The sequence below is a fragment of the Streptomyces sp. NPDC059452 genome (genome assembly GCF_042750035.1).
In the GTDB taxonomy this organism is placed as follows: Bacteria; Actinomycetota; Actinomycetes; order Streptomycetales; family Streptomycetaceae; genus Streptomyces.
The window spans coordinates 183,009-208,954 of record NZ_JBHYVE010000003.1 but is presented as its reverse complement, the minus strand read 5'-3'; the positions used below and the strand labels follow the sequence as shown (position 1 = coordinate 208,954).

The following is a 25,946-nucleotide window of genomic DNA, read 5'->3' as shown; positions in this document are numbered from 1 at the left end:
ATCAACTGTCCGTTGTGCGCGAGGGGGGATTTGAACCCCCACGTCCCTAAGGACACTGGCACCTGAAGCCAGCGCGTCTGCCGTTCCGCCACTCGCGCAAGAGTGGTGTTTCCCGGCTCCCTCACCGTGTGGTGCGAGCGCCTGGCGACATCCGGAAGATTAGCACGGTGGACAGGGTGGATTCACATCCGTTGTTTTGCCGAACCCTGAACGGGAAACGGGAACGCGGAGCCGTCTCCCCCACTCCTTCAGAGAGCACCGCGTGTGCGGGACACTGTGAGGAGGCCACCTCTACGATCCGTGTGAGAGGTGACACTCATCCACAGGCCAGAGAAGGGGAACCAGCCGATTTCCCGACGCGTGGATACGATCAGTAAGCAGTACAGGGACGATGACACCGGAGGAGGTGCCCCATGGGGGTCATGAAGCGTTTCGAGCAGCGTCTCGAAGGGCTGGTCAACGGCACCTTCGCCAAGGTCTTCAAGTCCGAGGTGCAGCCGGTCGAGATCGCGGGCGCCCTCCAGCGGGAGTGCGACAACAACGCGACGATCTGGAACCGCGAGCGGACCGTCGTTCCCAACGACTTCATCGTCGAGCTCAGCACCCCCGACTACGAGCGGCTCAGCCCGTACTCGGGTCAGCTGGGCGACGAGCTGTCCGGCCTGGTGCGCGACTACGCCAAGCAGCAGCGCTACACCTTCATGGGGCCGATCAAGGTCCATCTGGAGAAGGCCGACGACCTCGACACCGGTCTGTACCGGGTGCGCAGCCGCACCCTGGCGTCGAGTTCGTCACAGCAGGACCAGCCGGGGCAGCCCGGCCAGTCCCCGCGGCCCGCCCCCGGGCGTCCCGCGCCCCCGGGCGGCTACGGCTACCCCCCGACCGCCGCTCCGCCGATGCCCCCCGCCCCGCCGCCCGGCGGTGGACGGCCCGCGGCCCCCACGAGCGACCGGCGCGCGCCCGCCGGGCCCGGCGCCCTGCCGGATGCCCAGGTGCGGCGCTGGATCGAGATCAACGGCACCCGCCATCAGATTTCCCGCCCGACGTTGGTGATGGGACGATCCACCGACGCCGACGTGCGGATCGACGACCCCGGCGTATCGCGCCGGCACTGTGAGATCCGGACCGGAACGCCCTCGACGATCCAGGATCTCGGGTCCACCAACGGCATCGTGGTGGACGGGCAGCACACCACCCGCGCTACGCTCCGCGACGGCTCGCGGATCGTCGTGGGCAGCACCACCATCGTTTACCGGCAAGCCGAAGGGTGAAGCGGGGGCAATGTCAGAGCTGACCCTGACGGTCATGCGGCTGGGTTTCCTGGCCGTTCTGTGGCTGTTCGTCATCGTGGCCGTCCAGGTCATCCGCAGCGACCTGTTCGGAACGCGCGTCACGCAGCGCGGCTCACGCCGCACTGCCGCCGACGCGCGCCCGCAACAGGGCCGCCAACAGCAACAAGCGGCGCCGCCCCAGCAGCGCCAGCAGCCCGGGCGCCAGCGCCGCGGGGCACCCACGAAGCTGGTCGTGTCCGAAGGCACCCTCACGGGCACCACGGTCGCGCTCCAGGGCCAGACCATCACCCTGGGCCGGGCCCACGACTCGACCATCGTGCTGGACGACGACTACGCGTCCAGCAGGCATGCCAGGATCTACCCGGACCGGGACGGGCAGTGGATCGTCGAGGATCTCGGCTCCACGAACGGCACGTATCTGGAACGGACCCGGCTCACCACCCCGACGCCCGTTCCGCTGGGCGCGCCGATCCGTATCGGCAAGACCGTCATCGAGCTGCGGAAGTAGTACGACAATGAGCGAGCGGAGCGAGCGAGCCGCGGCGGCCCGGACGACGGACGCTGCCCGGTTCCCGACCGGAGGGTGGGCAGTGTGGCTCGAGACAGGCTGTACCCCGAGGCGGCGTCGACCGGGCAGGTGCGCATGAGTCTGTCGCTGCGATTCGCCGCCGGATCGCACAAGGGCATGATCAGGGAGGGAAACGAGGACTCCGGCTATGCCGGTCCGCGCCTCCTCGCCATCGCCGACGGCATGGGCGGCCAGGCGGCCGGTGAGGTCGCCAGCTCCGAGGTGATCTCCACGCTCGTCCAGCTCGACGACGACGTGCCCGGCTCGGACATCCTGACCTCGCTCGGTACGGCGGTGCAGCAGGCCAACGACCAGCTGCGCGTCATGGTCGAGGAGGACCCCCAGCTGGAGGGCATGGGCACCACGCTCACCGCCCTGCTCTGGACCGGCCGCCGGCTCGGCCTGGTGCACGTCGGCGACTCCCGCGCGTACCTGCTGCGCGACGGCGTCCTGACGCAGATCACCCAGGACCACACCTGGGTGCAGCGCCTGGTCGACGAGGGCCGCATCACCGAGGAAGAGGCCACCACCCACCCGCAGCGCTCCCTGCTGATGCGGGCGCTGGGCAGCGGCGACCATGTCGAGCCGGACCTCTCCATCCGCGAGGTCCGCGCCGGCGACCGCTATCTGATCTGCTCCGACGGCCTCTCCGGCGTGGTCTCGCACCAGACGATGGAAGAGACCCTGGCCAGCTACCAGGGCCCGCAGGAGACCATCCAGGAGCTGATCCAGCTCGCGCTGCGCGGCGGCGGCCCCGACAACATCACCTGCATCGTGGCCGACGTCCTGGACGTCGACAACAACGACACCCTGGCCGGCCGGCTCAGCGACACCCCGGTCGTCGTCGGCGCGGTCGCGGAGAACCAGGCGGCCCAGCTGAGCGACGGCGGGGCCATGCAGACCCCCGCCGGACGCGCGGCCGGTCTCGGCCGCCCCGTCCCGCCCCCCTCGGGCGGCTTCGGTCCGCCCGGCAGCGGCGACTCCGGTTACGGCGGGATGCCGGACGGCTCGTACGACTCCTACACCGACGACGGCCCCGCCAAGCCGCGCGGCGGCCGTAGATGGCTCAAGCGGTCCGTCTTCGCCGTGCTGGCGCTGGCCGTGATCGGCGGCGGTCTCTACGGCGGCTACCGCTGGACGCAGACCCAGTACTACGTCGGCGCGCAGAACGAGAACGTGGCGCTGTTCCGCGGCATCAGCCAGGACCTCGCCTGGATTTCGCTCTCCGAGGTCGAGAAGGACCACCCCGAGATCGAGCTCAAGTACCTGCCGCCCTACCAGCGCAAGCAGGTCGAGGCGACGATCGCCGAGGGCAGCATCGCCGACGCCCGCAAGAAGGTCGACGAACTCGCGGCCCAGGCCTCGGCCTGCAAGAAGGACGCGCAGCGCCGCGCGGCCGAGGCCGAGACCAGGGCCCGTACGGGCGAGGGCGAGGCCGGCGGCACCGCCGGGGCCCCCGCCACCAGGACTTCCGCCACGTCCGCCGCCACGGGGACCAAGCCGACCAAAGCGACTCCCACTCCCGGCCCCAGCCTCTCGGAGGAAGAGAAGAAGCTGGTCCCGCAGTGCGGTAAGCAGTAAAGCCGTAGGGGGCCTTCAGCATCATGAGCGTTGTCACCAACACGACCACCATCGGCGCGATCGACGCACCGAGCCGCCGCAACACCGAGCTGATGATGCTGGTTTTCGCCATCGCCATCTCGGTCTTCGCCTACGCCAACGTCGGGCTCGCGCTGGACGGTTCACTGCCGTCGGGCATGTTCGGCTACGGAGCCGGGCTCATCCTGCTCGGCGGCGTGGCCCACCTCGTGGTGCGCAAGTTCGCTCCGTACGCGGACCCGCTGCTGCTGCCGCTCGCCACCCTGCTCAACGGGCTGGGCCTGGTGCTCATCTGGCGGCTGGACCAGTCGCCCCGGCTGATCCAGCGTGCGGAGTTCCTGTACGGGTCGTACAGCCCCGACGCCCCCAAGCAGCTGCTGTACTCGGCGATCGGTGTCGCCTTCTTCGTCGCGGTGCTGATGGTCCTCAAGGACCACCGCATCCTCCAGCGTTACACCTACATCTCCATGGTGGTCGCGCTGGTCCTGCTGATTCTGCCGATGTTCTTCCCCGCCGTGAACGGCGCGAAGATCTGGATCAGCCTGGGCCCCTTCTCCGTCCAGCCGGGCGAGTTCGCCAAGATCCTCATCGCGATCTTCTTCTCCGGCTATCTCATGGTGAAGCGCGACGCGCTGGCGCTGGCCAGCCGCCGCTTCATGGGGATGTACCTGCCGCGCGGACGTGACCTCGGACCGATCATCACGATCTGGGCCCTGTCGATCCTGATCCTGGTCTTCGAGACCGACCTCGGTACCTCGCTGCTCTTCTTCGGCCTCTTCGTCGTGATGCTCTACGTCGCCACCGAGCGGACCAGCTGGATCGTCTTCGGTCTGCTGATGTCGGCGGTCGGTGCGGTCGGTGTGGCCTCCTTCGAGTCGCACGTACAGCAGCGTGTCAACGCCTGGCTCGACCCGTTCTCCGCGGCGACCTGGGCTCAGAGCGAGCAGCTCGGCCAGTCCCTCATGGCCTTCGCCTCGGGCGGCACGCTCGGCACCGGCCTCGGGCAGGGCCACTCCGACCTGATCATGTTCGCCGCCAACGCCGACTTCATCCTCTCCACGGTCGGCGAAGAGCTGGGGCTGGCCGGGATGATGGCTGTCCTGCTGATCTACGGCCTGATCATCGAGCGCGGCGTCCGTACGTCACTGGCCGCACGCGACCCCTTCGGCAAGCTCCTGGCCATCGGCCTCTCCGGCGCGTTCGCGATCCAGATCTTCGTGGTCGCCGGCGGCGTGATGGGCCTCATCCCGCTCAGCGGTATGACCATGCCGTTCCTCGCGTACGGTGGTTCGTCCGTGCTCGCCAACTGGGCGCTGATCGCCATCCTGATCCGCATCAGCGATACCGCCCGTCGGCCCGCGCCCGAGCCCTCACCGTCCACCGACGCCGAGATGACCCAGGTGGTCCGACCGTGAACAAGCCTCTGCGCCGGATCGCCGTCTTCTGCGGCATCCTCATGCTGGCGCTGATGGTGCGGACCAACTATCTGCAGTACGTCCGCGCCGACGATCTCAACACCCGCGACGAGAACCGCCGCATCCGCATCGAGCGGTACGCCCACGAGCGCGGCAACATCATCGTGGACGGCAAGGCGGTCACCGGGTCCGTCGAGACCAACGGCAGCGACTTCAAGTACAAGCGGGTCTGGAAGGACGGCCCCCTCTGGGCCCCCGTGACCGGCTACTCCTCGCAGGCCTTCGACTCCTCGCAGCTGGAGAACATCGAGGACGGCATCCTCACCGGCAACGACGACCAGCTCTTCTTCAACCGCACCCTGTCGATGTTCACCGGGGAGAAGAAGCAGGGCGGCAACATCGTCACCACGCTCAACGGCGCCGCCCAGAAGGCCGCGTTCGAGGGGCTCGGGGAGAAGAAGGGCGCCGTCGTCGCCCTCGACCCGCAGACCGGTGCCATCCTGACGCTGGCGAGCACCCCCTCGTACGATCCCTCGGTGTTCGCGGGCAACTCCGACAAGGACTCCAAGGCCCGGCAGAAGCTGCTGGACGACAAGGACAAGCCGATGCTCAACCGGGCATTGCGCGAGACCTACCCGCCCGGCTCCACCTTCAAGGTCGTCACCGCCGCCGCCGCCCTGGAGAACGGGCTCTACGACGACATCGACGCCAAGACCGAATCTCCGCTGCCCTGGACGCTGCCGCAGACCACCCTCCCGCTGCAGAACCAGGGCAACCTCCCCTGTGAGAACGCCTCGCTCCGCGAAGCCCTGCGCGTCTCGTGCAACACCGTCTTCGGGAAGGTCAGCGACGACCTCGGCAACAAGAAGATGATCGAGCAGACGGACAAGTTCGGCTTCAACAAGGAAGTCTTCACCCCCGTCCGCGCCGACGCGAGCATCTACCCCGAGGACAACCGCCCGCAGAACGCGATGGCCGGCATCGGCCAGGCGTCGAACCGGACCACGCCCCTCCAGATGGCCATGGTGACCGCCGCCATCGCCAACGACGGCAAGCTGATGCAGCCGTACATGGTCGCCAAGCGCCAGGCCCCCGACCTGGACGACATCTACACCCACAAGCCCGAAGAGCTCGGCCGGTCGCTCTCCGGGGAGAACGCCCAGAAGCTCCAGCAGATGATGGAGACCGTCGTCAAGGACGGTACAGGAACCAGGGCGCAGATCCCCGGCGTCACAGTGGGCGGCAAGACCGGTACCGCCCAGCACGGTCTGAACAACAGCGAGAAGCCGTACGCCTGGTTCATCTCGTACGCGAAGACCGACAACGGCTCCCCGGTCGCCGTCGCCGTCGTGGTCGAGGACGGCAACGCCAACCGGGACGACATCTCCGGTGGCGGGCTGGCCGCCCCGATCGCGCGTGCCGTGATGAAGGCGGTCGTAGACAGCAAGCAGTGAGCCCCGTCACGGCGGCCGCCCGTCCATACCGGACATCGGATACCGGTCGGATATCGGCTGACGGGTGCGGGCTGATCACGAACCGCGTGCCCGGTAGCGTATGCGCGAACAGCGCACCGCCGGACCGTACACACGGGTGCGGTCAGGACTGACGGAGAGGGCTGGAACAGTTATGGAAGAGCCGCGTCGCCTCGGCGGCCGGTACGAGCTGGGCTCGGTGCTCGGCCGTGGTGGCATGGCCGAGGTCTACCTCGCGCACGACACCCGGCTCGGCCGCACCGTAGCTGTGAAGACGCTCCGGGCCGACCTGGCCCGCGACCCGTCCTTCCAGGCCCGGTTCCGCCGTGAGGCCCAGTCGGCCGCCTCGCTCAACCACCCCGCGATCGTCGCCGTCTACGACACCGGCGAGGACTACGTCGACGGGGTCTCCATCCCGTACATCGTGATGGAGTACGTCGACGGGTCGACCCTGCGGGAGCTCCTGCACTCCGGCCGTCGGCTGCTGCCGGAACGCACGCTGGAGATGACGGTCGGCATCCTCCAGGCGCTGGAGTACTCGCACCGCGCCCAGATCGTCCACCGCGACATCAAGCCGGCCAACGTCATGCTGACGCGCACCGGCCAGGTCAAGGTCATGGACTTCGGCATCGCCCGCGCCATGGGCGACTCCGGCATGACCATGACGCAGACCGCCGCGGTCATCGGCACCGCCCAGTACCTCTCCCCGGAGCAGGCCAAGGGCGAGCAGGTCGACGCGCGCTCCGACCTGTACTCCACCGGCTGTCTCCTCTACGAGCTCCTCGCGGTCCGGCCCCCGTTCGTCGGGGACTCGCCCGTCGCCGTGGCCTACCAGCACGTGCGCGAGGAGCCGCAGCCGCCGAGCAACTTCGACCCCGAGATCACGCCCGAGATGGACGCGATCGTGCTGAAGGCGCTCACCAAGGACCCGGACTACCGCTACCAGTCCGCCGACGAGATGCGGGCCGACATCGAGGCCTGCCTCGACGGCCGGCCGGTCGCGGCCGCGGCGGCGATGGGCGCCGGCGGGTACGGGGGCTACGACGGCTACAACACCGATCAGCCCACCACCGCCCTGCACGCGGCCGACCCGAACAACGCACAGACCTCGATGCTGCCCCCGGTCAACCCGGACGACGGCGGCTACGGCTACGACGACCGCGCGGGCCGACGACGCCAGCAGAAGAAGAGCAACCTCTCGACGATCATGCTCATCGTCGGGGCGATCGCCGTGCTCATCGGCGCGATCCTGATCGGCAAGGTCGTCTTCAGCTCCACCAACGACACCGGCGGGGTCCCGGTGCCGAACCTGGTCGGCTCCACGCTCAAGGAGGCGGAGGGACTCGCCAAGACCGCGGGGGTCGTCGTCAAGGTCGGCGGCGAGGAGCCGTGCGAGCAGCAGGAGAAGGGCAAGATCTGCTCCCAGACCCCGGATCCGAAGGACGCGACGATGGAGGAGAACGGGACCGTCACGGTCATGGTCTCCTCCGGCGCGCCGAAGATCGAGGTGCCCAACGTCCTGGAGAAGTCCGAGGACGGGGCCCGCGAGGTCCTGGAGGAGAAGGGCTTCACGGTCAACGTCACCGCGGTCGAGTCCGACAAGACCGAGGGTTCGGTGATCAAGCAGGACCCCAGCGGAGGTTCCGAGGCGGAGGACGGCTCCGAGGTGACCATCACGGTCGCCAAGAAGGAGACGCTGGCCCTGCCCGACATGCGCAACCGCACCTACGAGGCCGCAGAGCAGCAGCTGCGGTCCATCGGGTTCACCGAGATCTCGCGGACCGAAGTCGAGTCGGAGCAGGCCGCGGGCACGGTCGTCGAACAGAGCCCGCAGCCCGGGAAGCACGCCAAGGACGCGCAGATCGTCCTCAAGGTCTCCAAGGGACCGGCCGAACCGCCGGAGCCGGAGAAGACCGAGGTGCCCAACCTCCAGGGCCAGACCCTCGCGGTGGCCAAGGCGAAGCTCCAGGAGGCGGGGCTGACGGTCGGCAACATCCAGGGGTCGCAGGACGACAACGCCATCGTGGTCGGCTCCCAGCCGAGGGCCGGTGAGAGCGTCGACAAGAACTCGGCGGTCAACATCTTCGCCACGGGCGGCGGCGGAGGCGACCAGGGCGGCGAGGACGGCGGCGGCTTCTTCGGAGGCGGGTTCGGCAGGTAGCACCCCCAGCCGGTACGGCGAAGGCCCCGGTCACCGTGGATGGTGACCGGGGCCTTCGCCGTGCCCGTTCCCGTGCCTGTGCCCGCTCCCGTACAGGCAGCAGCGGCGGCTAGCTCAGCTCCACCGGCTTCGTACGGTCCTTGTCGACCTTCTCCGTACGCTCCAGCTCGCCCCAGACGATGTACCGGTACTTCGACGTGTAGACCGGCGTGCAGGTCGTCAGCGTGATGTAGCGGCCGGGCTTCTTCACGCCCGACTCCTCCGGGACCGGCTGGATCACGTCCACGTTGAACTTCGAGGTCTCCGGAAGCGTCTTGTAGACCTTGTAGACGTACCAGGTGTCCTTGGTCTCGAAGACGACCGCGTCACCGTTGGTCAGCTTGTGGATGTTGTGGAACTTGGCGCCGTGCCCGTCGCGGTGCGCGGCCAGCGTGAAGTTGCCCTCGTCGTCCCAGGGGAGCGCGGAGGGGACCGGGTCCGTGTAGTAGCCCGCGATGCCGTTGTTGAGGGTCTTGGGGTCGGTGCCCTTCTTGACCAGCACCTCGCCGTTCTCCATGGCGGGGACGTGCAGGAAGCCGATGCCGTCCTTGGTGTCCAGGGCACCGGGCCCGGAGTCCGCCCACTTGTTGCGTACGGTGTCGCCCTGCCGGTCCGCCTCGCGGTCGGCGAGCACGTTGGTCCACCACAGGGAGTACGCGACGAAGAGCGCGAGCACCAGGCCCGCCGTGATCAGCAGCTCCCCGAAGACGCTGACGGCCGTGGCGATGGGGTGCCTGCTCGGCCGGGGCGCGGGGGGTGTGGACGCGTCGGTCCGCTCGTCGTGCTCGGTCCTCGCTGCCACCGCACCGCCCCTGTCGTGATGATGTTCAGCCCACGAGCGCCTTGGGCTTTCCCTCGCTGCGCGGCCGTTCGTCGACCATCTTGCCCCAGACGATCAGCCGGTAGGTACTCGTGAACTCCGGTGTGCAGGTCGTCAGCGTGATGTACCGGTCCGGCTTCGTGAACCCGGAACCGGCCGGGATCGGCTCGATCACCGAGATGTTGGACGGCGAGGTCTGCGGCAGGATGCTGGCCATCTCGTACGTGTAGTACGCCTCCCGCGTCTCGACCACGATCGGGTCGCCGGGGCTGAGCTTGTTGATGTAGCGGAACGGCTCCCCGTGGGTGTTCCGGTGGCCGGCCACCGCGAAGTTGCCCTGCTTGTCCTCGGGCATCGCCGTCTTCAGTTTGCCCTCGCCGTAGTGGCCGAGCATGCCCCGGTCGAGGACCTTCTCCTTGTTGATGCCCTCGGCGATCGGGACGACGACGTCCAGCTTGGGGATGTGCATGATCGCGAAGCCCTGGCCGGGCGCGAACACCCCGGGTTTGCCCGCACCGGTGGCCCACTCCTCCTGGATCTTGTTCGCCTCCTTGCCGGCGATCTGCTCGGCCCGGATGTTGGTCCACCAGAGCTGGTAGGTGACGAACAGCAGCATCAGGACGCCCAGCGAGATGAAGATCTCGCCGACGGCCCGGCTGGCGACGACGGCCGGACTGTCCTTGGCCGCCTTCGCCGCGCGCCGCGCCTCCACCCGGGAGAGCGGGGCGGCGGGCGTGGCGGCCGGTCCGGTCGCACCGGTCGCACCGGTCGGCGGGCTGGGGCGGCGACGGCCGCGCCCCTTGGCCGCCCTGCGTCGCTCGGCACGGCCTCCGGTGACCGGCTCCGCGGGTTCGGAGGGGGTGATCCCTTCCAGTGGGTCCGCCGGTTCGAACGGGTCCAGCGGGTCGGCCACTATTCGCCGGGTGTCCTCGGTCCACAGCCCCAGGGTCTCGTCCGGGACGGGCGCTGCCGCCGTCATGGGGGCTACGGGAGTTACGGACGTTACGGGGGGAGCCACGGGAGTTACGGGCCCGGGGCCGGGGCCAGAGCCGGGAACAGGCGTCGTCGCGGGTCCAGGGGGCCGCTGGGGGCCGTACCAGTCCCGTTGGTACCCCTCGGGGTCGTACCACTCGCCGGGAGCCTCCTGGGGCCGCTCAGCCCCTGAGGGCTGCTTGGCCGCATGGGGCTGCTGGAACGCCTGGGACTGCTGGACCGCATGGGACACCTGGGACGCATGGGGCAGAGCCTCGCCCGCCCCGGACGCGCCCCGCTGTGCCCGCCCCGCCCCACCGGGGTCCGTCTGGAGGCTGTCGCTCCGGAACCAGGGTGAGCCGTGCTCCCCCGGCAGCGGGTCGTTGAGCGGATCCGCGAGGCCCTCGACCGCCGCCACGAACGCCCCGTCGGCCCCGTACGTCCCCTCCGCGTACGGGCCCTGAAGTCCGGTGTCGTCCTCGGGGCGGGGTGCGCTCACGCGGCGGCCTTGCCCACCACCGGCGCGAGACCCGCCGACCGTGCCACGGCCCCCTGGTCGCCGCACTGCTCCAGCCAGTTGGCGAGCATCAGGTGGCCGTGCTCGGTGAGCACCGACTCGGGGTGGAACTGCACGCCCTCCACGGCCCGGTCCCGGTGGCGCAGCCCCATGATGATGCCGTCCGCCGTGCGGGCCGTGACCTCCAGCTCCGGAGGCAGCGCGGCCGGTTCGGCGGCGAGCGAGTGGTAGCGGGTCGCGGTGAAGGGGGAGGGCAGCCCGGCGAAGACGCCCTTGCCCTCGTGGTCCACGGGGGAGGTCTTGCCGTGCAGCAGCTCGGGGGCCCGGTCGACGACACCGCCGTACGCGACGGCCATGGACTGCATCCCCAGGCAGACGCCGAAGACCGGGACGCCGGTGTCCGCGCAGTGGCGCACCATCTCGACGCAGACCCCGGCCTGCTCGGGGGTGCCGGGGCCGGGCGAGAGCAGGACGCCGTCGAAGCCGTCCTGGGCATGGGCCGTGGTCACCTCGTCGTTGCGCAGCACCTCGCACTCGGCGCCGAGCTGGTAGAGGTACTGGACGAGGTTGAAGACGAAGCTGTCGTAGTTGTCCACGACGAGGATGCGTGCGCTCACTGGCCGGCTCCTGCTCCACCGGCGCTCGCGCCGTCGACGGTCACGTCACCGAACGGGAGCAGCGGCTCCGCCCAGGGGAAGACGTACTGGAACAGCGCGTAGACGACCGCGAGAACCAGCACGAGCGCGATAACGCTCCGCACCCATGCGTTGCCCGGCAGATGCCGCCAGATCCAGCCGTACATGCTGACCCCTCCATTCGGTACCCGCACCAGACTAGAGTGCCGCGGCCGGAGAGTGGGTCAGCCTGTGGAAAACCCCGGCCGGGCCCGGTCAGCCGGGAAGCTCCGGCGGCCTGCCCCCGCTCACCGGCCGGGTCGCGTCCAGATGCGCCCAGGCGATCAGCCGGTGGCTGCTGCCCCACTCGGGCTCACAGGTGGTGAGCGTCAGATAGCGGCCGGGCCCCTCGAAGCCGGAGCGGCGGGGGACGGGGTCGACGACGCCCGTGTCGGTGGGCACGGTCCGGTGGGGCTCCTTCGCGATGCGGTACGTGAACCACGTCGTCCCGTCGTTGACGATCACCGCGTCCCCGGGGCGCAGCCGGGGGAAGTCCTTGAAGGGGTCTCCGTACGTCCGGCGGTGCCCGGCCACCGCGAAGTTCCCGCTCTCCCCCGGGCGGGCGGTCCCGCTGTAATGGCCGAGGCCCTTCTGCAAGGTCCTGGGCTCGGTGTTCTCCAGCACCGGCCACTTCCAGCCGGTGCCGAAGCGGGGGATGTACATGACGGCGAACGGCTTTCCGTCGCGGTACGGGGACGGGTCCGAGGACGAGGGCGGCGGGGCGGACGGGGCCACGGGCTGCCGGGCCCACCGGCTGTTGAGCGTCTCGATCTCGCCCTCGGCCGCGTCGGCGGCCTTGACGCCCGTCCAGAACAGGACGTACGCGACGAAGAGGACGATCAGGGTGCCGACGGTGATGCAGAGCTCGCTGAAGGTCCTGACGACGAGACGTACTGATCGCGTCGAACGCACCGAACGCACCGGCACCGGACGGCCTCCCGGGGGATCGGCCCGGGCTCTGCTCGGGCTCAGCCCGGGATCACTCCACAGGCTCCGCGTAGTGGAGGTCCACTGTGCCCGAGTAGCCGGGAAGAGTCACCGCGTCGTCCTGGTCGACTTTCCAGCCCAGCCCGTACGCCTTCACGTACTGCTGGTAGTTCTGGATCGCCTTGGAGTCGTCGAGCGCCTGCTTGAGCCTGCCGGGGTCACCCACAGCGGTGACCTTGTACGGCGGGGAGTAGACGCGGCCCTGGAGGATCAGGGTGTTGCCGACGCAGCGGACCGCGCTCGTGGAGATGAGCCGCTGGTCCATCACCTGGATCCCGCGCGCCCCGCCCTGCCAGAGGGTGTTCACCACGGCCTGGAGGTCCTGCTGGTGGATGACCAGGTCGTTGGGCTGGGGGTCGGGGTAGCCGGGTTTGGCGGTGGCGTCGGGGGGCGCGTCGTCGAGCGTGACGCTGACGGCGTCGCCGGTGATCTTCGTGGTCCCGGCCGCCTTCTCCAGGGCCTTGAGCTTGGCGTCCTCGGCCTCGGTGGAGCCGTCGTCGCGCTGGGCGAGCGCGTCGACGTCCGCGCGGGCGGAGGCGACCTCCTCGGTCAGCCCGGCGTTGTTCTCGCTGCGCTCCCGGATCAGGTCGGAGAGCTTGAGCAGGGAGGAGTCACTGCGCAGATTGGTGCCCTTGGCCGTGTTGGCGCTGGTGACGAAGATGAGTCCGGCCAGGGCGAAAACGGCAGCGGTGAGCACCCGGCCCGCCCACGCGGAGGTGTGCCGGACCGGGCCTTCGGGGGAGTCGGCAGAATTGCTCAACGTACCCTTATCTCATCGGGCGCCATGGAAGCACTACGCTAACGGACGCCCGGGGGCGGCAGCATTCCCCCTGGCACCCCGCCCCGGCGCCCGCCACAGATCCCCTGCGCGGTCACGCAGCGCATCGACAGGAGAGTCCCTCGTGCCGAAGTCACGTATCCGCAAGAAGGCCGACTTCACGCCGCCCTCGGCGAAGCAGGCAACGAACATAAAGCTGACCAACCGCAGTTGGGTGGCCCCGGTGATGCTGGCCCTCTTCCTCCTGGGGCTGGCCTGGATCGTGGTGTTCTACGTGACCGACGGCACCCTGCCGATCGACGCCCTGGGCAACTGGAACATCGTCGTCGGCTTCGGCTTCATCGCCGGTGGCTTCGCCGTGTCCACGCAGTGGAAGTAGCTCCGGCCGGTTCCGCCGCCGCTCCGGCATAGCTTCGAAGCCGCCTCGGCGCAAGCCTTGCCCTGAGTTACCCACAGAGTTATCCACAGGCAGGGGAAAAGGTCAGACGATCTGTGGATAACCTCCACTCCCGTTGACGCCGGTGTGACTGCAGCCTCCCTCTTCGAGGGGGGCTGCACCCCTTGCACCACCGGGAAAAACCCAGCTCAGCGACAAGGGGCACACCCGTTCCCCTTGCCATGCACAAGATCGGGCGTCCACTGTGGACAACTGTGGTCTGCCCTGGGGAGGACAGTGGCCTGGGGAGGACAGGGGCCGACCGCCCGGACGGGTGGGGCTCAGGCCGGGGACAGGGACATGCTGGAGCTCAGGTCAGGGACAGCGTGCGGGCGATGATGATCCCCACGGTGGCCAGCAGCACCAGCGCACAGGTCCCGGCCTGCACGGCCGTACGGTGCTCGCGCGGGGCGTGCACCAGGCCCGCCGCGATCAGGGCGCCCGCGACGAGGCCGCCGACGTGGGCCTCCCATGCGATACCGCCCATGGTGAAGGTGAAGACCAGGTTGATCGCCAGCAGGATCAGCACCGGGCGCATGTCGTAGTTCATCCGGCGCATCAGGACGGCGGTGGCGCCGAACAGCCCGAAGACCGCGCCGGACGCACCCAGCGACGGCTGGTTCGGCTCGGCGAGCAGATACATCAGGGCGCTGCCCGCGAGCCCGGAGAGCAGATAGAGCGCGAGGAAGCGGACCCGGCCGAGCGCGGCCTCCAGCGGTCCGCCGAGCCACCACAGGCCCAGCATGTTGAACCCGATGTGCCACACCTCCTGGTGCAGGAACATCGAGGTCACCAGGCGATACCACTGGCCCTCGGCGACGCCTTCGATCGTGCCCGGCGGCGGGGTCGGGTCCCAGGCCCGGCCGAGCAGCACCAGATCGTCGAGCAGGGACTCGGGGGCGGCCGCGACCACGAGGAAGACCACGAGGTTGATCCCAAGCAGGATCTTGGTGATCAGCCGGGGATCGGCGGCCACGGTGCCGCCGGCCAGCGTGCGGGGCGTGCTCGCGGCCGGGTGGTGGCCGGTGCCGGAGCCCGTACGCACACAGTCGGGGCACTGGAAGCCGACGGAGGCGCTGACCATGCACTCGGGGCAGATCGGCCGCTCGCAGCGCGTACAGCTGATCCCGGTCTCCCGGTCGGGGTGCCGGTAGCAGGCAGGCACGGCCTCACCGCTCCCCGGTCCGCCCCGGTCCACCGGCGGCTGCTGGTCCATCGGTCCTGGCCTGCCTCTCGGTCTCGCCCCGGGCGCCGCACACACGGCCGCCCCGCTGGTCCGCTATGTAACAGTACGGACGGGCAGGGCGGTTGGTTCCCGGCGGAGCGGGACGTCAGCGGGTCTCGACGACGACCGACTCGATGACCACGTCCTGCACAGGGCGGTCGGTACGCGGGTTGGTCGGGGTGGCCGCGATGGCGTCGACGACCTTGCGGCCCGCCTCGCCGGACACCTCGCCGAAGATCGTGTGCTTGCCGGTCAGCCAGGCGGTGGGCGACACCGTCAGGAAGAACTGCGAGCCGTTGGTCCCAGGACCCGCGTTGGCCATGGCCAGCAGGTACGGCTTGGTGAAGGCCAGGTCCGGGTGGAACTCGTCCGCGAACTTGTAGCCCGGACCCCCGGTGCCGTTGCCCAGCGGGTCGCCGCCCTGGATCATGAACCCGCTGATGACCCGGTGGAAGACGGTGCCGTCGTACAGCCGGTCCGTGGACTTCTCGCCGGTCCGGGGGTTGGTCCACTCACGCTGTCCGGTGGCCAGTTCGACGAAGTTCCTGACCGTCTTCGGGGCGTGGTTCGGCAGGAGACGGATCTCGATGTCGCCCTGGCTGGTCTTCAAGGTGGCGTAAAGCTGCTCGGCCACGGTCTGCCTTCCGTAATCCTTCGCTGACGTCCGCAGATCCTCCCACGTACCGGGAAACGTACGGCCGGATGCCTGGTGGAACGGCGCGTTCACCGCCGAACCATGGCATTGTCGTCGGCACACTTCACTTGCACCGTTTTACCGATGTGAACCGTTTTGACGGACATAGCGATCATGACCCGGATGCCCGTCCCGCGTGCCGGTCATGGCCGCGACAGGCATGATTTCGAATTGGGCGGAAAGGCGGAGTACCTACCCGCCACCAAGGAGGAGGATCCCGTGACCCGCATCGACAGCGTGCGCGCCGCAACCGACTCGGCCAGGGACAGCGCGCAGCACGCCGCGGAAGTGGTGGCGCCGTACGCCGACACGGCCAGGAAGCAGGCCGCACATTACGCGCACGAGGCCCGTGTCCAGCTCGCGCCCAAGGTGACGAAGGCCGCCAAGCAGGCCCGTGTCCAGTACGAGTCCCATCTCGCACCCCGCCTCGAACAGGCCCTGACCCATGTGCCGCCGAAGGTCGACGAGGCCGCGCAGCGTGCGGCGCACTCGACACGGAAGGCGGCCCGGACCGCCGCCGACTACACCGTGCCGCGCGTCGAGCAGGCCCGGGCGGCGGCCCAGCCGGTGGCCGAGCACGCCTCCGCCCGCAGCGCCGCCGCGCTGGCCGCCCTGCGGACCACGGTCACGGCCAAGGAGATCCAGAAGCTGGCCCGTAAGCACGAGCGGCGGGCCAGGGCCGGGCGGGCCACCAAGGGGCTCCTGGTGCTGGGTGTCCTCGCCGGCGGGGCCTACGCCGCCTGGCGCTGGTGGGACAAGCAGGCCAACCCGGACTGGCTGGTCGAGCCGCCCGTCGCCACCGAGGTGGGCGACGAGCGCTCGCCGCTGAGCTCGGTCGACGGCAGCGGCCAGACCCTGCTCGACCCGGAGGTCAAGGCCAAGCAGGCCGAGGCCGAGGCGGGCGACGAGGACACCCCGGGCCTCGACGACCGCCCCTGAGAGAGCCGGTGCGTCCGCCCCGCGCGGACGGCACGGAGCAGCGGAAGGGCCCCTCGAATTCGCCGTTCGGCGGGGCCCTTCCGCATGACCGATGCCACGGGACCGGTGACCGGCGACCAGTACGACGAGACCGGTGACTGGTGACCGGCGCTACGGGACGACCGGCCCCCGGGACCTACTTGGTCCCCCACACCTTGGCGAGACGGACGTTGGTGTAGCTTCCGATAGTCCCTGCATCCCCGGCCACGGCCGGGGTCGTCCCGGCACCGAGCAGCGCGGTGGCCGATGCGGCCAGGACGAACGTACGGGCTGCCTTCTTCACGAGAGGTCCTTTCCTGTGGTGCGAGTCTCCCGGGCGCGGACGGCCGTCGTCCTGGTGGCCGGTGCCCTGACCGCCGGTGTTCTGGTGTCGTGCGGGACGGACTCCCCGGGGGACGGCGTCACATCCGCGCCGCACGCCGGAAACGCGGCCTGCGAGAAGATCGCCGACCGCTATCCCGACCGCCTCGGCGGGCAGGAGCTGACGTTCAGCGACCGCCCCGGGGTCGCGGTCTGGGGCAGCAACGCGATCGTGCTGCGCTGCGGTGTCGAGCTGCCCGCCCCGACCACCGACCCGTGCGCGAACGTCGACGGCGTGAACTGGGTCTTCCGCGAGGACAGCTCCGAGGACGGCGCGAAGACGGTCGTCACCTACGGCCGCGACCCGGCCGTGGAGGCCGTGATCTCCGACGAGGTCGTCGCCGTGGACGACGTACTGGTCGAGCTGTCCACGCTGGTCAAGCCCGTGAAGACGTACACGCAGTGCCTGAATCTCGATGACGTGCCACCCCCGTCGCCCTCCGGCTGACGCCGCACCCTTCCCGCCCCTGCCCTTGTCCTGAAGGGGGCTCGTTCACGCGGCGCTGGGCTCGCGTCTGCCGAGCCCCGCCCCCAGCGGGGTCATCACGGCCCTCCCCGACCGCTGCCTCTCCCGGCAAGGCCCCGTGCCCCGGGTGCAGCGGTGATCACCCACCGACCTGTCGCCCGGCACTGACGCCGGACCGGCACGTCACGGGTCCCTCACGAACCGGTCCGGACACCCCCCGGATCCCGGAGCGCCGCCCCCAGCCGACGCGCCCCCTCGTCCAGTTCGGCGAGGTCGGCGGTGGCGGCGAAGCCGAGGCGGAGGTGGGCCTCCTTGGGCGGCTCCGTGGCGAAATAGCGGCTGCCCGCGCTCACCGCCACACCCCGCTGCCGGGCGGCGGCGGTGAGCTCCGTACCGTCTACGCTGGGCGGCAGCCGGAGCCACAGGTGCAGCCCTCCGGCGGGCACGTTCCGTACGTCCGCCGTGGGCAGCTCGGCCCGGAGCGCGGCGGCCAGCCGTGCGCACCGCTCCCGCAGCCGGTCCCCGAGCGCCCGGACGTGCCGGTCCCAGGAGGGGGAGCTGAGCAGCTCCAGCGCCGCCTCCTGGAGCGGGCGGGTGACGAAGAAGTCGTCGACCATGCGGACCGCCCGCATCCGCTCCATCACCGGGCCCCGGGCGGTCAGCGCGCCGATCCGCAGACTCGGCGCCACGGGCTTGGTCAGGGACGTCACATGGACGACCGTGCCGTCGGCGTCGTCCGCCACCAGCGGCCGGGGGACCGGGCCGCCGTGCCCCAGATGCCGGGCGAAGTCGTCCTCGACCACGAAGGCGCCACTGGCCCGTGCCACGTCCAGGACCTGCCGCCGCCGCTCGGGGGCCAGGACCGCGCCGGTCGGGTTGTGGAACGTCGGCTGGCAGTAGAACAGCCGCGCCCCGGTCATCGCGAAGGCGTCGGCCAGCAGATCGGGCCGTACCCCCTCGGCGTCGACCGGCACGGGCACCAGGCGCAGCCCGGCGGCGCGGGCGGCGGCCAGGGCGCCCGGATAGCCGGGCGACTCCACCAGGACCGGGCTGCCGGGACCGGCGATCGCCCGGAAGGCGATCGACAGGGCGCTCTGCCCGCCCGCGGTGACCAGCACGTCCTCGGGGGTCACGCCGCCCCCGGCGATCCGGGCGAAGACGGCGCGCAGCTCGGGCAGTCCGCTCGCGGAGGCCCGGTCCCAGGCGTCCGGACGGCGCGCCGCCCGCGCCAGGGCGGCGCTCAGGGCCCGGGTGGGCTGCAGGGACCGGTGGATGTACCCGCCGTCCATCGCGATCGTGCCGGCCGGTGCCGGTCCGGGCGGCTCGGCGATCAGATGGGTGTCGACGGCCCGGTCGGTGAGCGCGACCGTCTGCCAGGCGGTGTCGGGCGCCCCCCTCTCCGTACGGGCGTGCGCCGCCACGTACGTACCGCTGCCCGGCCGGGTCACCACGGCGCCCTCCGCCGCCAGCAGGGCGATGGCCCGCGCGACGGTGGCCGGTCCGACGCGGTACTGCTGGATCAGCTCCCGGCTGCTGGGCAACCGGTCGCCGGGAGAAAGCCGTTCCACCAGCGTACGGAGTCTGGTGGCCAGTTCACCGGAAGTGCTACTGTCAGACATGAGAGATGACAATAGCGCTACCGCCACCGATCGGGAAGCACTTCACCTGGACATCGCCGCCCTGCGGGCCGAGACACCCGGGTGCCGACAGGTCGTCCACTTCAACAACGCGGGGTGCGGGCTGCTCGCCACCCCCGTACTGACCGCGATGGTCGGCCACCTCAACCTGGAGGCGCGGATCGGGGGTTACGAGGCCTCGGCCGCGCGGGCCGACGGAGTCCGCGCGTTCTACACGGAGCTCGCCGCCCTGATCAACACGGCACCGGAGAACATCGCCTTCGCCGGCAGCGCCACCCACGCGTACGCCAACGCCCTGTCCTCGATCCCGTTCGAGCCCGGCGACACCATCCTCACCACCCGCGACGACTTCGTCTCCAACCAGATCGCCTTCCTCTCCCTGCGCAAGCGGTTCGGCGTGGAGATCGTCCACGCGCCCGACGCTCCGGAGGGCGGGGTGGACGTGGAGGCGATGGCCCGTCTGATGCGGGCCCACCGCCCCCGCCTGGTCTCCGCCACCCACATCCCCACCAACTCCGGCCTGGTCTCACCGATCGCCGAGATCGGCCGGCACTGCCGGGAGCTCGACCTGCTCTATCTGGTCGATGCCTGCCAGTCCGTGGGCCAGTACCCGCTGGACGTCGAGGAGATCGGCTGCGACCTGCTCACCGCCACCTGCCGCAAGTTCCTGCGCGGCCCGCGCGGCAGCGGCTTCCTGTACGTCTCCGACCGCGTCCTGCGCGCCGGGTACGAGCCCCTGTTCATCGACATGCACGGCGCCCGCTGGACCGCGCCCGGCGAGTACCGCGCCGTCGACACGGCGGCCCGGTTCGAGGAGTGGGAGTTCCCGTACGCCACCGTCCTCGGCTCCGCCGCCGCGACCCGCTACGCCCGCGAGGTCGGCCTCGAAGCCATCGCCCACCGCACCCCGGCACTCGCCGCGAAGCTGCGCGACCGGCTGGAGACCATCCCGGGAGTACGCCTGCTCGACCGGGGCCCGCAGCTCGCCGCCCTCGTCACCTTCGCCGTCGACGGTGACTGGCAGCCGCAGCCGTTCAAGGAGGCCCTGGACGCCCGGAAGATCAACTCGGCGCTCAGCTTCCGCGAGTTCGCGCAGTTCGACTTCGGGGACAAGGACGTCGACTGGTGCCTGCGCCTGTCGCCGCACTACTACAACACCGAGGAGGAGGTGGAGCACGTGGCCGAGGCGGTCACGGAGATCCTCGGCACCCGCCTGCTCTGAGGCTCCCGCCCATTCTGAAGCGACCGCCTGCTCTGAGGCTCCCGCCTACTCCGAGGCGGCGTCGCGGTCGTCGCCGGCCACAGAGCCACCGGGCACCGAGCCACCGGCCGCCATGTCGGCCACCGAGCCATCGGGCAGCGGGTCGTCCAGGAGGCCGGTTCGGGCGATGAGGTAGGCGAGTTGGGCGCGGCTGTTGCTGCCGAGCGCGTCCGACGCCTTCTTCAAGTGGCTCGCCACCGTACGGGTACTCATGCCCAGGCGGCCGGCGATGGCCCCGTCGGTGTACCCGTCGACCATCAGCCGGAGCACGCGGAGCCGGGTCTTCTCGGTGAGGAGCCTGGGCCGCCGCTGGTCCGGCTGGTAGCTGACGGCATCGGCCCGCTCCCAGGCGTGCTCGCCCGGTCGGCTGCCCCGGGCTGCGCGGTCAGCAGCTCCGTGGTCAGGCCCCGTGCGGCCTCGTCCAGCGCCGCGCTGATCACGGCCGGGCCCGACCAGTCGCTGGACGGCGGGTACACCGACCTGGCGCGCTTCCTGGTAGATGCCCTCGACCTGGGAGACCGCGGCGCGCAGTGAGGCCAGACGCTGCTGCTGCACGAGGATGGCCTGCTCCACGGGGTACGTCTGCGCCGTGGCCGCGACCGAGGGCGGTACGGGTACGAGCGTGTCCGGGCCCCGCATCGAGGGCGTCAGCAGTCCCCGCGCCGTAAGGCATTCGGACGCCTCGGCCCTGCCGACCGCCCCGCGTGTGAGCGCACTTCGGTAGACCTTGCGGCCCTTTTCGCATATCTCGGTGTGGACCCCGGGCCCCTGGCCATCCGTCGCACCGCACATGAGCCCCCCCTTCAGGTTTCAGCAGTGCATGATCCGGTCGGCCTGGCCGGGATGACGATCGCGTTCGTCGCCTTCGGGGCGGGCCGGAGCTTCACATAGGTGGTCGTCGGCTGCCTCACGGTGGTGCTCGGCGAGATCCTGTTCGTGCCCTCCTTCGACATCTGGGTGGCCCGCAAGGTCCCGGCGGAGCGCCTCGCCAAGGCGATGGGCGCCATGCACTTCTTCCGCAGCGCCGGGAACATGGTCGGCTCCCTGCTCGCGGGCGCCCTGTTCGACCTCTCGCTCAACGCCGGTCTGCCGGGAGCCAACTGGTACGTCGCCGGGGCGGTGGCAGCGGTGTGCGCGGCCGCCTGCCTGCTGAGCGCGACGAGGCGGACGGGGCCGACGAGAACAACAGGACCGGAACGCGGCAGACCCCCGAGACCGCGGCCGAGGAAGCCGCCCGCACGGTGGCGGCGTAGGCAGCGCGAGGCCCGAGCACGGGCGCCGCGATCCGGTTCCCGGGCTCGGAGCCGGGCCCGGGAACCGGCATCACCGGGATGTCCGCGCGGGCCCCGCACCGATCAGGCGTTCGCGGCCGCCGCGAGCCGCAGGTGCGGCGCGGCCTGCCCGGCCCGGCCCTGCCGCTGCAGGGTGCGGCCGTAGAGCAGCCGGGCGAACGCGTCGTCCGGGTACTCCTCGACCAGCGCCGCCAGTTCGGTCTCGGCCCGCTTCAGCTGCGCCGAGGCGAAGTAGGCGCGCGCGGCGATGGTCCGTACGGCGCGGTCGTCGGCGAACTCGTCCAGAAGCGGCCGGAGCAGCGTCAGCGCCCCCAGGGGGTCGCGCAGGTCCATCAGCGACTCCGCCCACCGCATCCGGGCGACCTCGGCCGGGACCCCGGCACCATCGCCGCAGCCCGCCAGGAACTCCCGGATCGCCTCCGGCGCCTGGGCACCGGCGAGCGCCCGGTCGCCCACCACGAGGGACGGCGAGGTCTTCACACCGCGCGCCTTCCCTTCGAGGAGCAGTTCACGGACCCGCACCTCACCGGCGCCGGTGGAGAGGAGCCCGGCGCCCTGCGGGAAGCCGACCGCAGCCGCGATCCCGGCAAGGACGGCGCGATCGCTGATGTCGAGGGCCTCAATGAAGGTGGCGTGCAGGACGCGCTCCATCACCTCGTTCTGCAGGGCGGCGCCGCCGTGGTCGTACGCCAGGGCGACGAGCCGGTGGGCGTCATGGCTGCTCGCGCGCCAGCCGGCACCCCAGCGCGGGCCGAGGCCCTCCGCGGCGGCGACCGTGGAGATGCGGACCCGGTTCTCGGCCGGGGTCAGATCCGGGGCACATGCGCGTACCGCCTCGTCCATCAGCGGGTCCCGCAGCGCCTCCTCCAGCGGGATGGCCTGCGCGGGAGCGGTCGGGTCGATACGGAAGGGGCGCCACACCACCTCGACATCGTCGCGACCCTCCAGAGCACGCTCCAGACGCCGCTTACCGATGTAGGCCCAGGCGCAGACCACGTCTGCCCAGATCTCGATTCGCATGACCGCCACGCTAGGCGACACCAGTCGACTATGCAACATCTGTCGTAAACTTGCGCGCGCCCACCCCGTACCCCCGCACCCTCACGCCCCTGCACCCCCGCACCCTCGCTCCCGACCGGCTCACGCACAGACCATTCCGCGACGACCGTCGTCTATTCATCAACTGTCGCGGAGTGCGTATGCTGCCTCCATGGCGAAGAAGCTCCCCACCGTCGAACCCGGCCGACGCGTGGACCCCCGGGTCCTCCGCACCCGGGCCCTCCTGCGTTCCGCAGCGCTCGAACTCGCCGCGGAACGCGATGTGGAGTCGCTGACGATCGCGGACATCGCGGAGCGCGCCACGGTGAACCGCGCCACGGTCTACCAGCACTACAAGGACCGTGACGCGCTCCTGCTGGACGCCATGGAGGAGGAGATCGGGCGGCTGGCCCACGCGGCGGCCCGCTGCCCCCTCACCCGCCCCGCCGACCGCACGCCCGACGAGCTCGTCGAGTTGTTCCGCCACGTAGAGGCGAACGCCACGCTGTACCGGCGGATGCTCGGCCCGACCGGCGCCGCACGTTTCATCAACGAACTCCGCGACCTGCTGGCCCAGGAGGTCGAGACCCAGCTCCACGACGAGAAGGCCGCAGAGACAGCCGCCGGGACAGAGACACCGGCCGCGCAGGCACTCACCCGACTCCGCGCCCACTACCTGGCAGGCGCCTTCGTCGGGGTCTTCACCCAGTGGGTGTCCACCCCTGCCCGGCCCTCCGCGGACCAGGCCGCCGACGAGGTGTGGGCGCTGATGCGCGGCTCCTCCGGGAGCACCTGACAGGTCCACATGGCAAGAAAACACCCCTCTGACCATGTTTACGCAGGTCAGAGGGGTGGTTGTTACTTGTGGAGCCTAGGAGATTCGAACTCCTGACATCTGCCTTGCAAAGGCAGCGCTCTACCAACTGAGCTAAGGCCCCGGGAACAGCGGAACACAGCGAAACGCAGCAAACGAAGACAACGCCGAACACGTCCGTGCCACGGCAACCGTCGCAGACCAGAGTACCGGGTGCTCCCCCCAATCTTGCAAAAGGATAGGGACTCCCGGTCGGCTACCACTCTCCGTAGGATGCTCGACGAGGTTCGCAGCAGCGAAGCCGCAGCGAAGGGGAGACGCAATGGACGCAGCGCAGCAAGAGGCGACGGCAAGAGCCAGGGAGCTTCAACGCAGTTGGTACGGGGAGCCGCTGGGGGCGCTCTTCCGTCGGCTGATCGATGATCTCGGCCTGAACCAGGCACGGCTCGCCGCGGTTCTCGGGCTGTCCGCTCCGATGCTCTCCCAGCTGATGAGCGGCCAGCGCGCCAAGATCGGGAACCCCGCGGTCGTCCAGCGCGTGCAGGCGCTCCAGGAGCTGTCGAGCCAGGTCGCGGACGGCAGCGTCAGCGCGGGCGAGGCCACCGACCGGATGGAAGAGATCAAGAAGTCGCAGGGCGGGTCCGTCCTGACCGGAACCGGCCAGACCACCTCGACCGGCGGCGCTCCCACCGTCCGCCGCGTGGTGCGCGAGATCCAGTCCCTGCTGAGGTCGGTCGCGGCGGCCGGTGACATCATCGATGCCGCCGACGCCCTCGCCCCCACCCACCCGGAGCTGGCAGAGTTCCTCCGGGTGTACGGAGCCGGCCGCACCGCGGACGCGGTCGCGCACTACGAGGGACACCAGAGCTAGCGGTTCAGGAGCACGACGGAACCAGGGCCTCGCACACGACCGAGGTCCCTGGTCCCCGCAGGAACCGCGGCGACAACAGGAACTGGGAGCGGGCGCAGCGCAATGGGTGAGGTCTTCGCTGGTCGGTACGAGCTGATCGATCCGATCGGACGTGGTGGGGTCGGCGCCGTCTGGCGGGCCTGGGACCACCGGCGCCGCCGGTACGTGGCGGCCAAGGTCCTGCAGCAGAGCGACGCGCACACGCTGCTGCGCTTCGTCCGCGAGCAGGCGCTGCGCATCGAGCACCCGCACGTCCTGGCCCCGGCCAGCTGGGCCGCCGACGACGACAAGGTCCTGTTCACCATGGACCTGGTGAGCGGCGGTTCGCTCGCCCATGTCATAGGCGACTACGGGCCGTTGCCGCCCCGGTTCGTCTGCCTGCTCCTGGACCAGCTGCTCGCCGGCCTCTCCACGGTGCACGCCGAGGGGGTGGTGCACCGCGACATCAAGCCGGCCAACATCCTCATGGAGGCGACCGGTACGGGCCGCCCGCATCTGCGCCTCTCCGACTTCGGCATCTCGATGCGCAAGGGCGAGCCCCGGCTGACCGAGACCAACTACGTGGTCGGTACGCCCGGTTACTTCGCCCCCGAGCAGATGATGGGCGCCGAACCCGACTTCCCCGCCGACCTCTTCGCGGTCGGCCTGGTCGCCCTCTACCTCCTGGAGGGCAAGAAGCCCGACTCCCAGGCGCTGGTGGAGCACTTCGCCGCCCACGGGACCCCGAGCGCCCCCGACGGCGTACCCGAGCCGCTCTGGCAGGTTCTCGCCGGTCTGCTGCAACCGGACCCGCAGGCCCGGTTCCGTACGGCCACGGGGGCGCGCAAGGCCCTGACCGCCGCGGTCGAGATGCTGCCCGAGCCCGGCCCGGACGACGAGCCGGTGGAGGTGTTCGACCAGATCGGGCCGCTCCCGGCGGGGTTCGGCCCGGACGGCCCCGAGAGCTCCACGGGTCCCGGGAGCTCCGAGGGCCCCGAGAGCAGCGGGACCTCTGCGAAGCAGTCCCGGCCGCCCTCCCAGGAGCCGCCCGTGGCTCCGCCCCCGCCCGTCTCCATGTCGGAGACCGGCAGCTTCCACTTGGCGCCCCCGCCCCAGCAGCAGCCCCAACCCCACCCGCCGGTCCAGCCTCAGCCCCACCCGCAGGCCCAGCAACACCCCCAGCCCCAGCCCCATCCCCACCCCCAGCAGCCCACGCCACCCCCGGCCCCGCTGCCCGCTCAGCCCGCCGCCCCGTCCCCGTACGCCGTCGGAGCCCCGGACCCCTCCCAGGCGACGACCTCCGGCGTCCCGCACGACGCCGCCGCCACCCGCCCCTATACCGCCCCGCAGCCCCACCAGCCCCACCAGCAAGCCCAGTTCCACCCCCCGGCCCAGCCCGTCGCGGCCCACGGCCACGCTCCGGCGCACGCCCCCGCCCCCACCCCCGTACGCACAACGCGTCCGGGACCGCCCCTGAAGGTGGCGGTCCCGGTGCTCGTGGTGGCGCTGATCTGTTTCGCGGTCGGCATCTGGGCGCTGACCCAGGTCTGAGGGTCTACGCC

Annotated in this window: 27 protein-coding genes and 2 tRNA genes; 14 read left to right on the top strand and 15 right to left on the bottom strand. The window is 70.6% G+C overall.

The features are described from left to right. Positions 1-15 precede the first annotated feature (15 nt). Positions 16-98 (bottom strand) — tRNA-Leu (locus ACFW9Z_RS06305). A gap of 315 nt (positions 99-413) precedes the next feature. Between ACFW9Z_RS06305 and ACFW9Z_RS06300 the strand changes: the two genes are divergently transcribed. The 6 genes from ACFW9Z_RS06300 (at position 414) to pknB (ending at position 8,507) form a co-directional block, all read left to right on the top strand. Next, complete coding sequence (locus ACFW9Z_RS06300) at positions 414-1,271, top strand: FhaA domain-containing protein (protein WP_384635151.1); 858 nt, start codon at positions 414-416, stop codon at positions 1,269-1,271. Positions 1,272-1,281: 10 nt separating this feature from the next. Beyond that, positions 1,282-1,800 carry an FHA domain-containing protein gene (locus tag ACFW9Z_RS06295; protein WP_003967913.1) on the top strand — a complete coding sequence of 173 codons (519 nt, stop codon included), beginning with the start codon at positions 1,282-1,284 and terminating at the stop codon, positions 1,798-1,800. Positions 1,801-1,935: 135 nt separating this feature from the next. Further along, positions 1,936-3,441, top strand: a complete 1,506-nt coding sequence (locus ACFW9Z_RS06290) for a Stp1/IreP family PP2C-type Ser/Thr phosphatase (protein ID WP_384635764.1) — start codon at positions 1,936-1,938, stop codon at positions 3,439-3,441. 23 nt (positions 3,442-3,464) lie between these two features. Beyond that, on the top strand, positions 3,465-4,874 hold the full coding sequence (locus tag ACFW9Z_RS06285; protein WP_384635148.1) for an FtsW/RodA/SpoVE family cell cycle protein: 1,410 nt from the start codon (positions 3,465-3,467) through the stop codon (positions 4,872-4,874). After that, positions 4,871-6,328, top strand: coding sequence for a peptidoglycan D,D-transpeptidase FtsI family protein (locus ACFW9Z_RS06280; protein ID WP_384635145.1), 1,458 nt, complete (start codon positions 4,871-4,873; stop codon positions 6,326-6,328). The genes ACFW9Z_RS06285 and ACFW9Z_RS06280 overlap by 4 nt, the downstream gene beginning before the upstream one ends. A gap of 172 nt (positions 6,329-6,500) precedes the next feature. Beyond that, positions 6,501-8,507, top strand: a complete 2,007-nt coding sequence (gene pknB, locus ACFW9Z_RS06275) for a Stk1 family PASTA domain-containing Ser/Thr kinase (protein WP_384635142.1) — start codon at positions 6,501-6,503, stop codon at positions 8,505-8,507. Positions 8,508-8,616: 109 nt separating this feature from the next. On the opposite strand, the gene ACFW9Z_RS06270 is transcribed toward pknB, so the two are convergent. The 6 genes from ACFW9Z_RS06270 to ACFW9Z_RS06245 all read right to left on the bottom strand — a co-directional run bounded on the left by ACFW9Z_RS06270 (position 8,617) and on the right by ACFW9Z_RS06245 (position 13,276). Continuing rightward, positions 8,617-9,348 (bottom strand): class E sortase, encoded by a 732-nt coding sequence (locus tag ACFW9Z_RS06270; RefSeq protein WP_384635139.1) that lies wholly within the window; start codon positions 9,346-9,348, stop codon positions 8,617-8,619. Between the two features lie 25 nt (positions 9,349-9,373). Then, the gene (locus ACFW9Z_RS06265; protein WP_384635136.1) at positions 9,374-10,837 is read right to left on the bottom strand and encodes a class E sortase; all 1,464 of its coding nucleotides are present in this window, start codon (positions 10,835-10,837) and stop codon (positions 9,374-9,376) included. Next, on the bottom strand, positions 10,834-11,472 hold the full coding sequence (locus ACFW9Z_RS06260; protein ID WP_366388659.1) for an aminodeoxychorismate/anthranilate synthase component II: 639 nt from the start codon (positions 11,470-11,472) through the stop codon (positions 10,834-10,836). The genes ACFW9Z_RS06265 and ACFW9Z_RS06260 overlap by 4 nt, the downstream gene beginning before the upstream one ends. Further along, positions 11,469-11,657 (bottom strand): hypothetical protein, encoded by a 189-nt coding sequence (locus ACFW9Z_RS06255; RefSeq protein WP_069735720.1) that lies wholly within the window; start codon positions 11,655-11,657, stop codon positions 11,469-11,471. The genes ACFW9Z_RS06260 and ACFW9Z_RS06255 overlap by 4 nt, the downstream gene beginning before the upstream one ends. Positions 11,658-11,745: 88 nt before the next feature. Beyond that, entirely contained in the window at positions 11,746-12,441 is a 696-nt protein-coding gene (locus ACFW9Z_RS06250; RefSeq protein ID WP_384635132.1) for a class E sortase, read from the bottom strand. Between the two features lie 67 nt (positions 12,442-12,508). Then, positions 12,509-13,276 (bottom strand): DUF881 domain-containing protein, encoded by a 768-nt coding sequence (locus tag ACFW9Z_RS06245; protein ID WP_384635129.1) that lies wholly within the window; start codon positions 13,274-13,276, stop codon positions 12,509-12,511. Between the two features lie 142 nt (positions 13,277-13,418). Between ACFW9Z_RS06245 and crgA the strand changes: the two genes are divergently transcribed. Beyond that, positions 13,419-13,673, top strand: a complete 255-nt coding sequence (gene crgA, locus ACFW9Z_RS06240) for a cell division protein CrgA (RefSeq protein WP_384635126.1) — start codon at positions 13,419-13,421, stop codon at positions 13,671-13,673. Between the two features lie 367 nt (positions 13,674-14,040). On the opposite strand, the gene ACFW9Z_RS06235 is transcribed toward crgA, so the two are convergent. Together ACFW9Z_RS06235 and ACFW9Z_RS06230 are read right to left on the bottom strand one after the other, a co-directional pair. Further along, complete coding sequence (locus ACFW9Z_RS06235) at positions 14,041-14,946, bottom strand: rhomboid family intramembrane serine protease (protein WP_384635123.1); 906 nt, start codon at positions 14,944-14,946, stop codon at positions 14,041-14,043. A gap of 115 nt (positions 14,947-15,061) precedes the next feature. Further along, complete coding sequence (locus ACFW9Z_RS06230; protein ID WP_384635120.1) at positions 15,062-15,589, bottom strand: peptidylprolyl isomerase; 528 nt, start codon at positions 15,587-15,589, stop codon at positions 15,062-15,064. Between the two features lie 279 nt (positions 15,590-15,868). On the opposite strand from ACFW9Z_RS06230, the gene ACFW9Z_RS06225 reads away from it, so the two are divergent. Next, the gene (locus tag ACFW9Z_RS06225; protein WP_384635117.1) at positions 15,869-16,588 is read left to right on the top strand and encodes a DUF5324 family protein; all 720 of its coding nucleotides are present in this window, start codon (positions 15,869-15,871) and stop codon (positions 16,586-16,588) included. A 175-nt stretch (positions 16,589-16,763) separates the two neighbouring features. Here the strand turns inward: ACFW9Z_RS06225 and ACFW9Z_RS06220 are convergent, their stop codons facing one another. Continuing rightward, positions 16,764-16,910, bottom strand: a complete 147-nt coding sequence (locus ACFW9Z_RS06220) for a hypothetical protein (protein WP_384635114.1) — start codon at positions 16,908-16,910, stop codon at positions 16,764-16,766. A 15-nt stretch (positions 16,911-16,925) separates the two neighbouring features. Between ACFW9Z_RS06220 and ACFW9Z_RS06215 the strand changes: the two genes are divergently transcribed. Beyond that, the gene (locus tag ACFW9Z_RS06215; RefSeq protein WP_384635111.1) at positions 16,926-17,435 is read left to right on the top strand and encodes a DUF3515 family protein; all 510 of its coding nucleotides are present in this window, start codon (positions 16,926-16,928) and stop codon (positions 17,433-17,435) included. Positions 17,436-17,647: 212 nt separating this feature from the next. On the opposite strand, the gene ACFW9Z_RS06210 is transcribed toward ACFW9Z_RS06215, so the two are convergent. After that, the gene (locus tag ACFW9Z_RS06210) at positions 17,648-19,072 is read right to left on the bottom strand and encodes a PLP-dependent aminotransferase family protein (protein WP_384635108.1); all 1,425 of its coding nucleotides are present in this window, start codon (positions 19,070-19,072) and stop codon (positions 17,648-17,650) included. Here ACFW9Z_RS06210 and ACFW9Z_RS06205 point away from each other — a divergent pair. Continuing rightward, positions 19,071-20,312 (top strand): aminotransferase class V-fold PLP-dependent enzyme, encoded by a 1,242-nt coding sequence (locus ACFW9Z_RS06205; protein WP_384635105.1) that lies wholly within the window; start codon positions 19,071-19,073, stop codon positions 20,310-20,312. The genes ACFW9Z_RS06210 and ACFW9Z_RS06205 overlap by 2 nt on opposite strands. A 45-nt stretch (positions 20,313-20,357) precedes the next feature. Here the strand turns inward: ACFW9Z_RS06205 and ACFW9Z_RS06200 are convergent, their stop codons facing one another. Further along, complete coding sequence (locus ACFW9Z_RS06200) at positions 20,358-21,143, bottom strand: response regulator transcription factor (RefSeq protein WP_384635102.1); 786 nt, start codon at positions 21,141-21,143, stop codon at positions 20,358-20,360. An 11-nt stretch (positions 21,144-21,154) separates the two neighbouring features. Then, positions 21,155-21,385, bottom strand: coding sequence for a hypothetical protein (locus ACFW9Z_RS06195; RefSeq protein ID WP_384635801.1), 231 nt, complete (start codon positions 21,383-21,385; stop codon positions 21,155-21,157). Between ACFW9Z_RS06195 and ACFW9Z_RS06190 the strand changes: the two genes are divergently transcribed. Beyond that, complete coding sequence (locus tag ACFW9Z_RS06190; protein ID WP_384635761.1) at positions 21,288-21,788, top strand: MFS transporter; 501 nt, start codon at positions 21,288-21,290, stop codon at positions 21,786-21,788. The genes ACFW9Z_RS06195 and ACFW9Z_RS06190 overlap by 98 nt on opposite strands. Here ACFW9Z_RS06190 and ACFW9Z_RS06185 read toward each other — a convergent pair. Further along, positions 21,707-22,663, bottom strand: coding sequence for a DsbA family protein (locus ACFW9Z_RS06185; RefSeq protein WP_384635099.1), 957 nt, complete (start codon positions 22,661-22,663; stop codon positions 21,707-21,709). The two genes, ACFW9Z_RS06190 and ACFW9Z_RS06185, sit on opposite strands and share 82 nt — an antisense overlap. Before the next feature lie 190 nt (positions 22,664-22,853). On the opposite strand from ACFW9Z_RS06185, the gene ACFW9Z_RS06180 reads away from it, so the two are divergent. After that, positions 22,854-23,477, top strand: coding sequence for a TetR/AcrR family transcriptional regulator (locus ACFW9Z_RS06180; RefSeq protein ID WP_384635091.1), 624 nt, complete (start codon positions 22,854-22,856; stop codon positions 23,475-23,477). 69 nt (positions 23,478-23,546) lie between these two features. Here ACFW9Z_RS06180 and ACFW9Z_RS06175 read toward each other — a convergent pair. After that, a tRNA-Ala gene (locus tag ACFW9Z_RS06175) sits at positions 23,547-23,619 on the bottom strand. Positions 23,620-23,817: 198 nt separating this feature from the next. Here ACFW9Z_RS06175 and ACFW9Z_RS06170 point away from each other — a divergent pair. Both ACFW9Z_RS06170 and ACFW9Z_RS06165 read left to right on the top strand, forming a co-directional pair. After that, a complete protein-coding gene (locus tag ACFW9Z_RS06170; protein ID WP_015609814.1) occupies positions 23,818-24,366 on the top strand; it encodes a DNA-binding protein in 549 nt (182 codons plus the stop codon). 102 nt (positions 24,367-24,468) lie between these two features. Beyond that, positions 24,469-25,935 (top strand): serine/threonine-protein kinase, encoded by a 1,467-nt coding sequence (locus ACFW9Z_RS06165; protein WP_384635088.1) that lies wholly within the window; start codon positions 24,469-24,471, stop codon positions 25,933-25,935. Positions 25,936-25,946 lie beyond the last annotated feature (11 nt).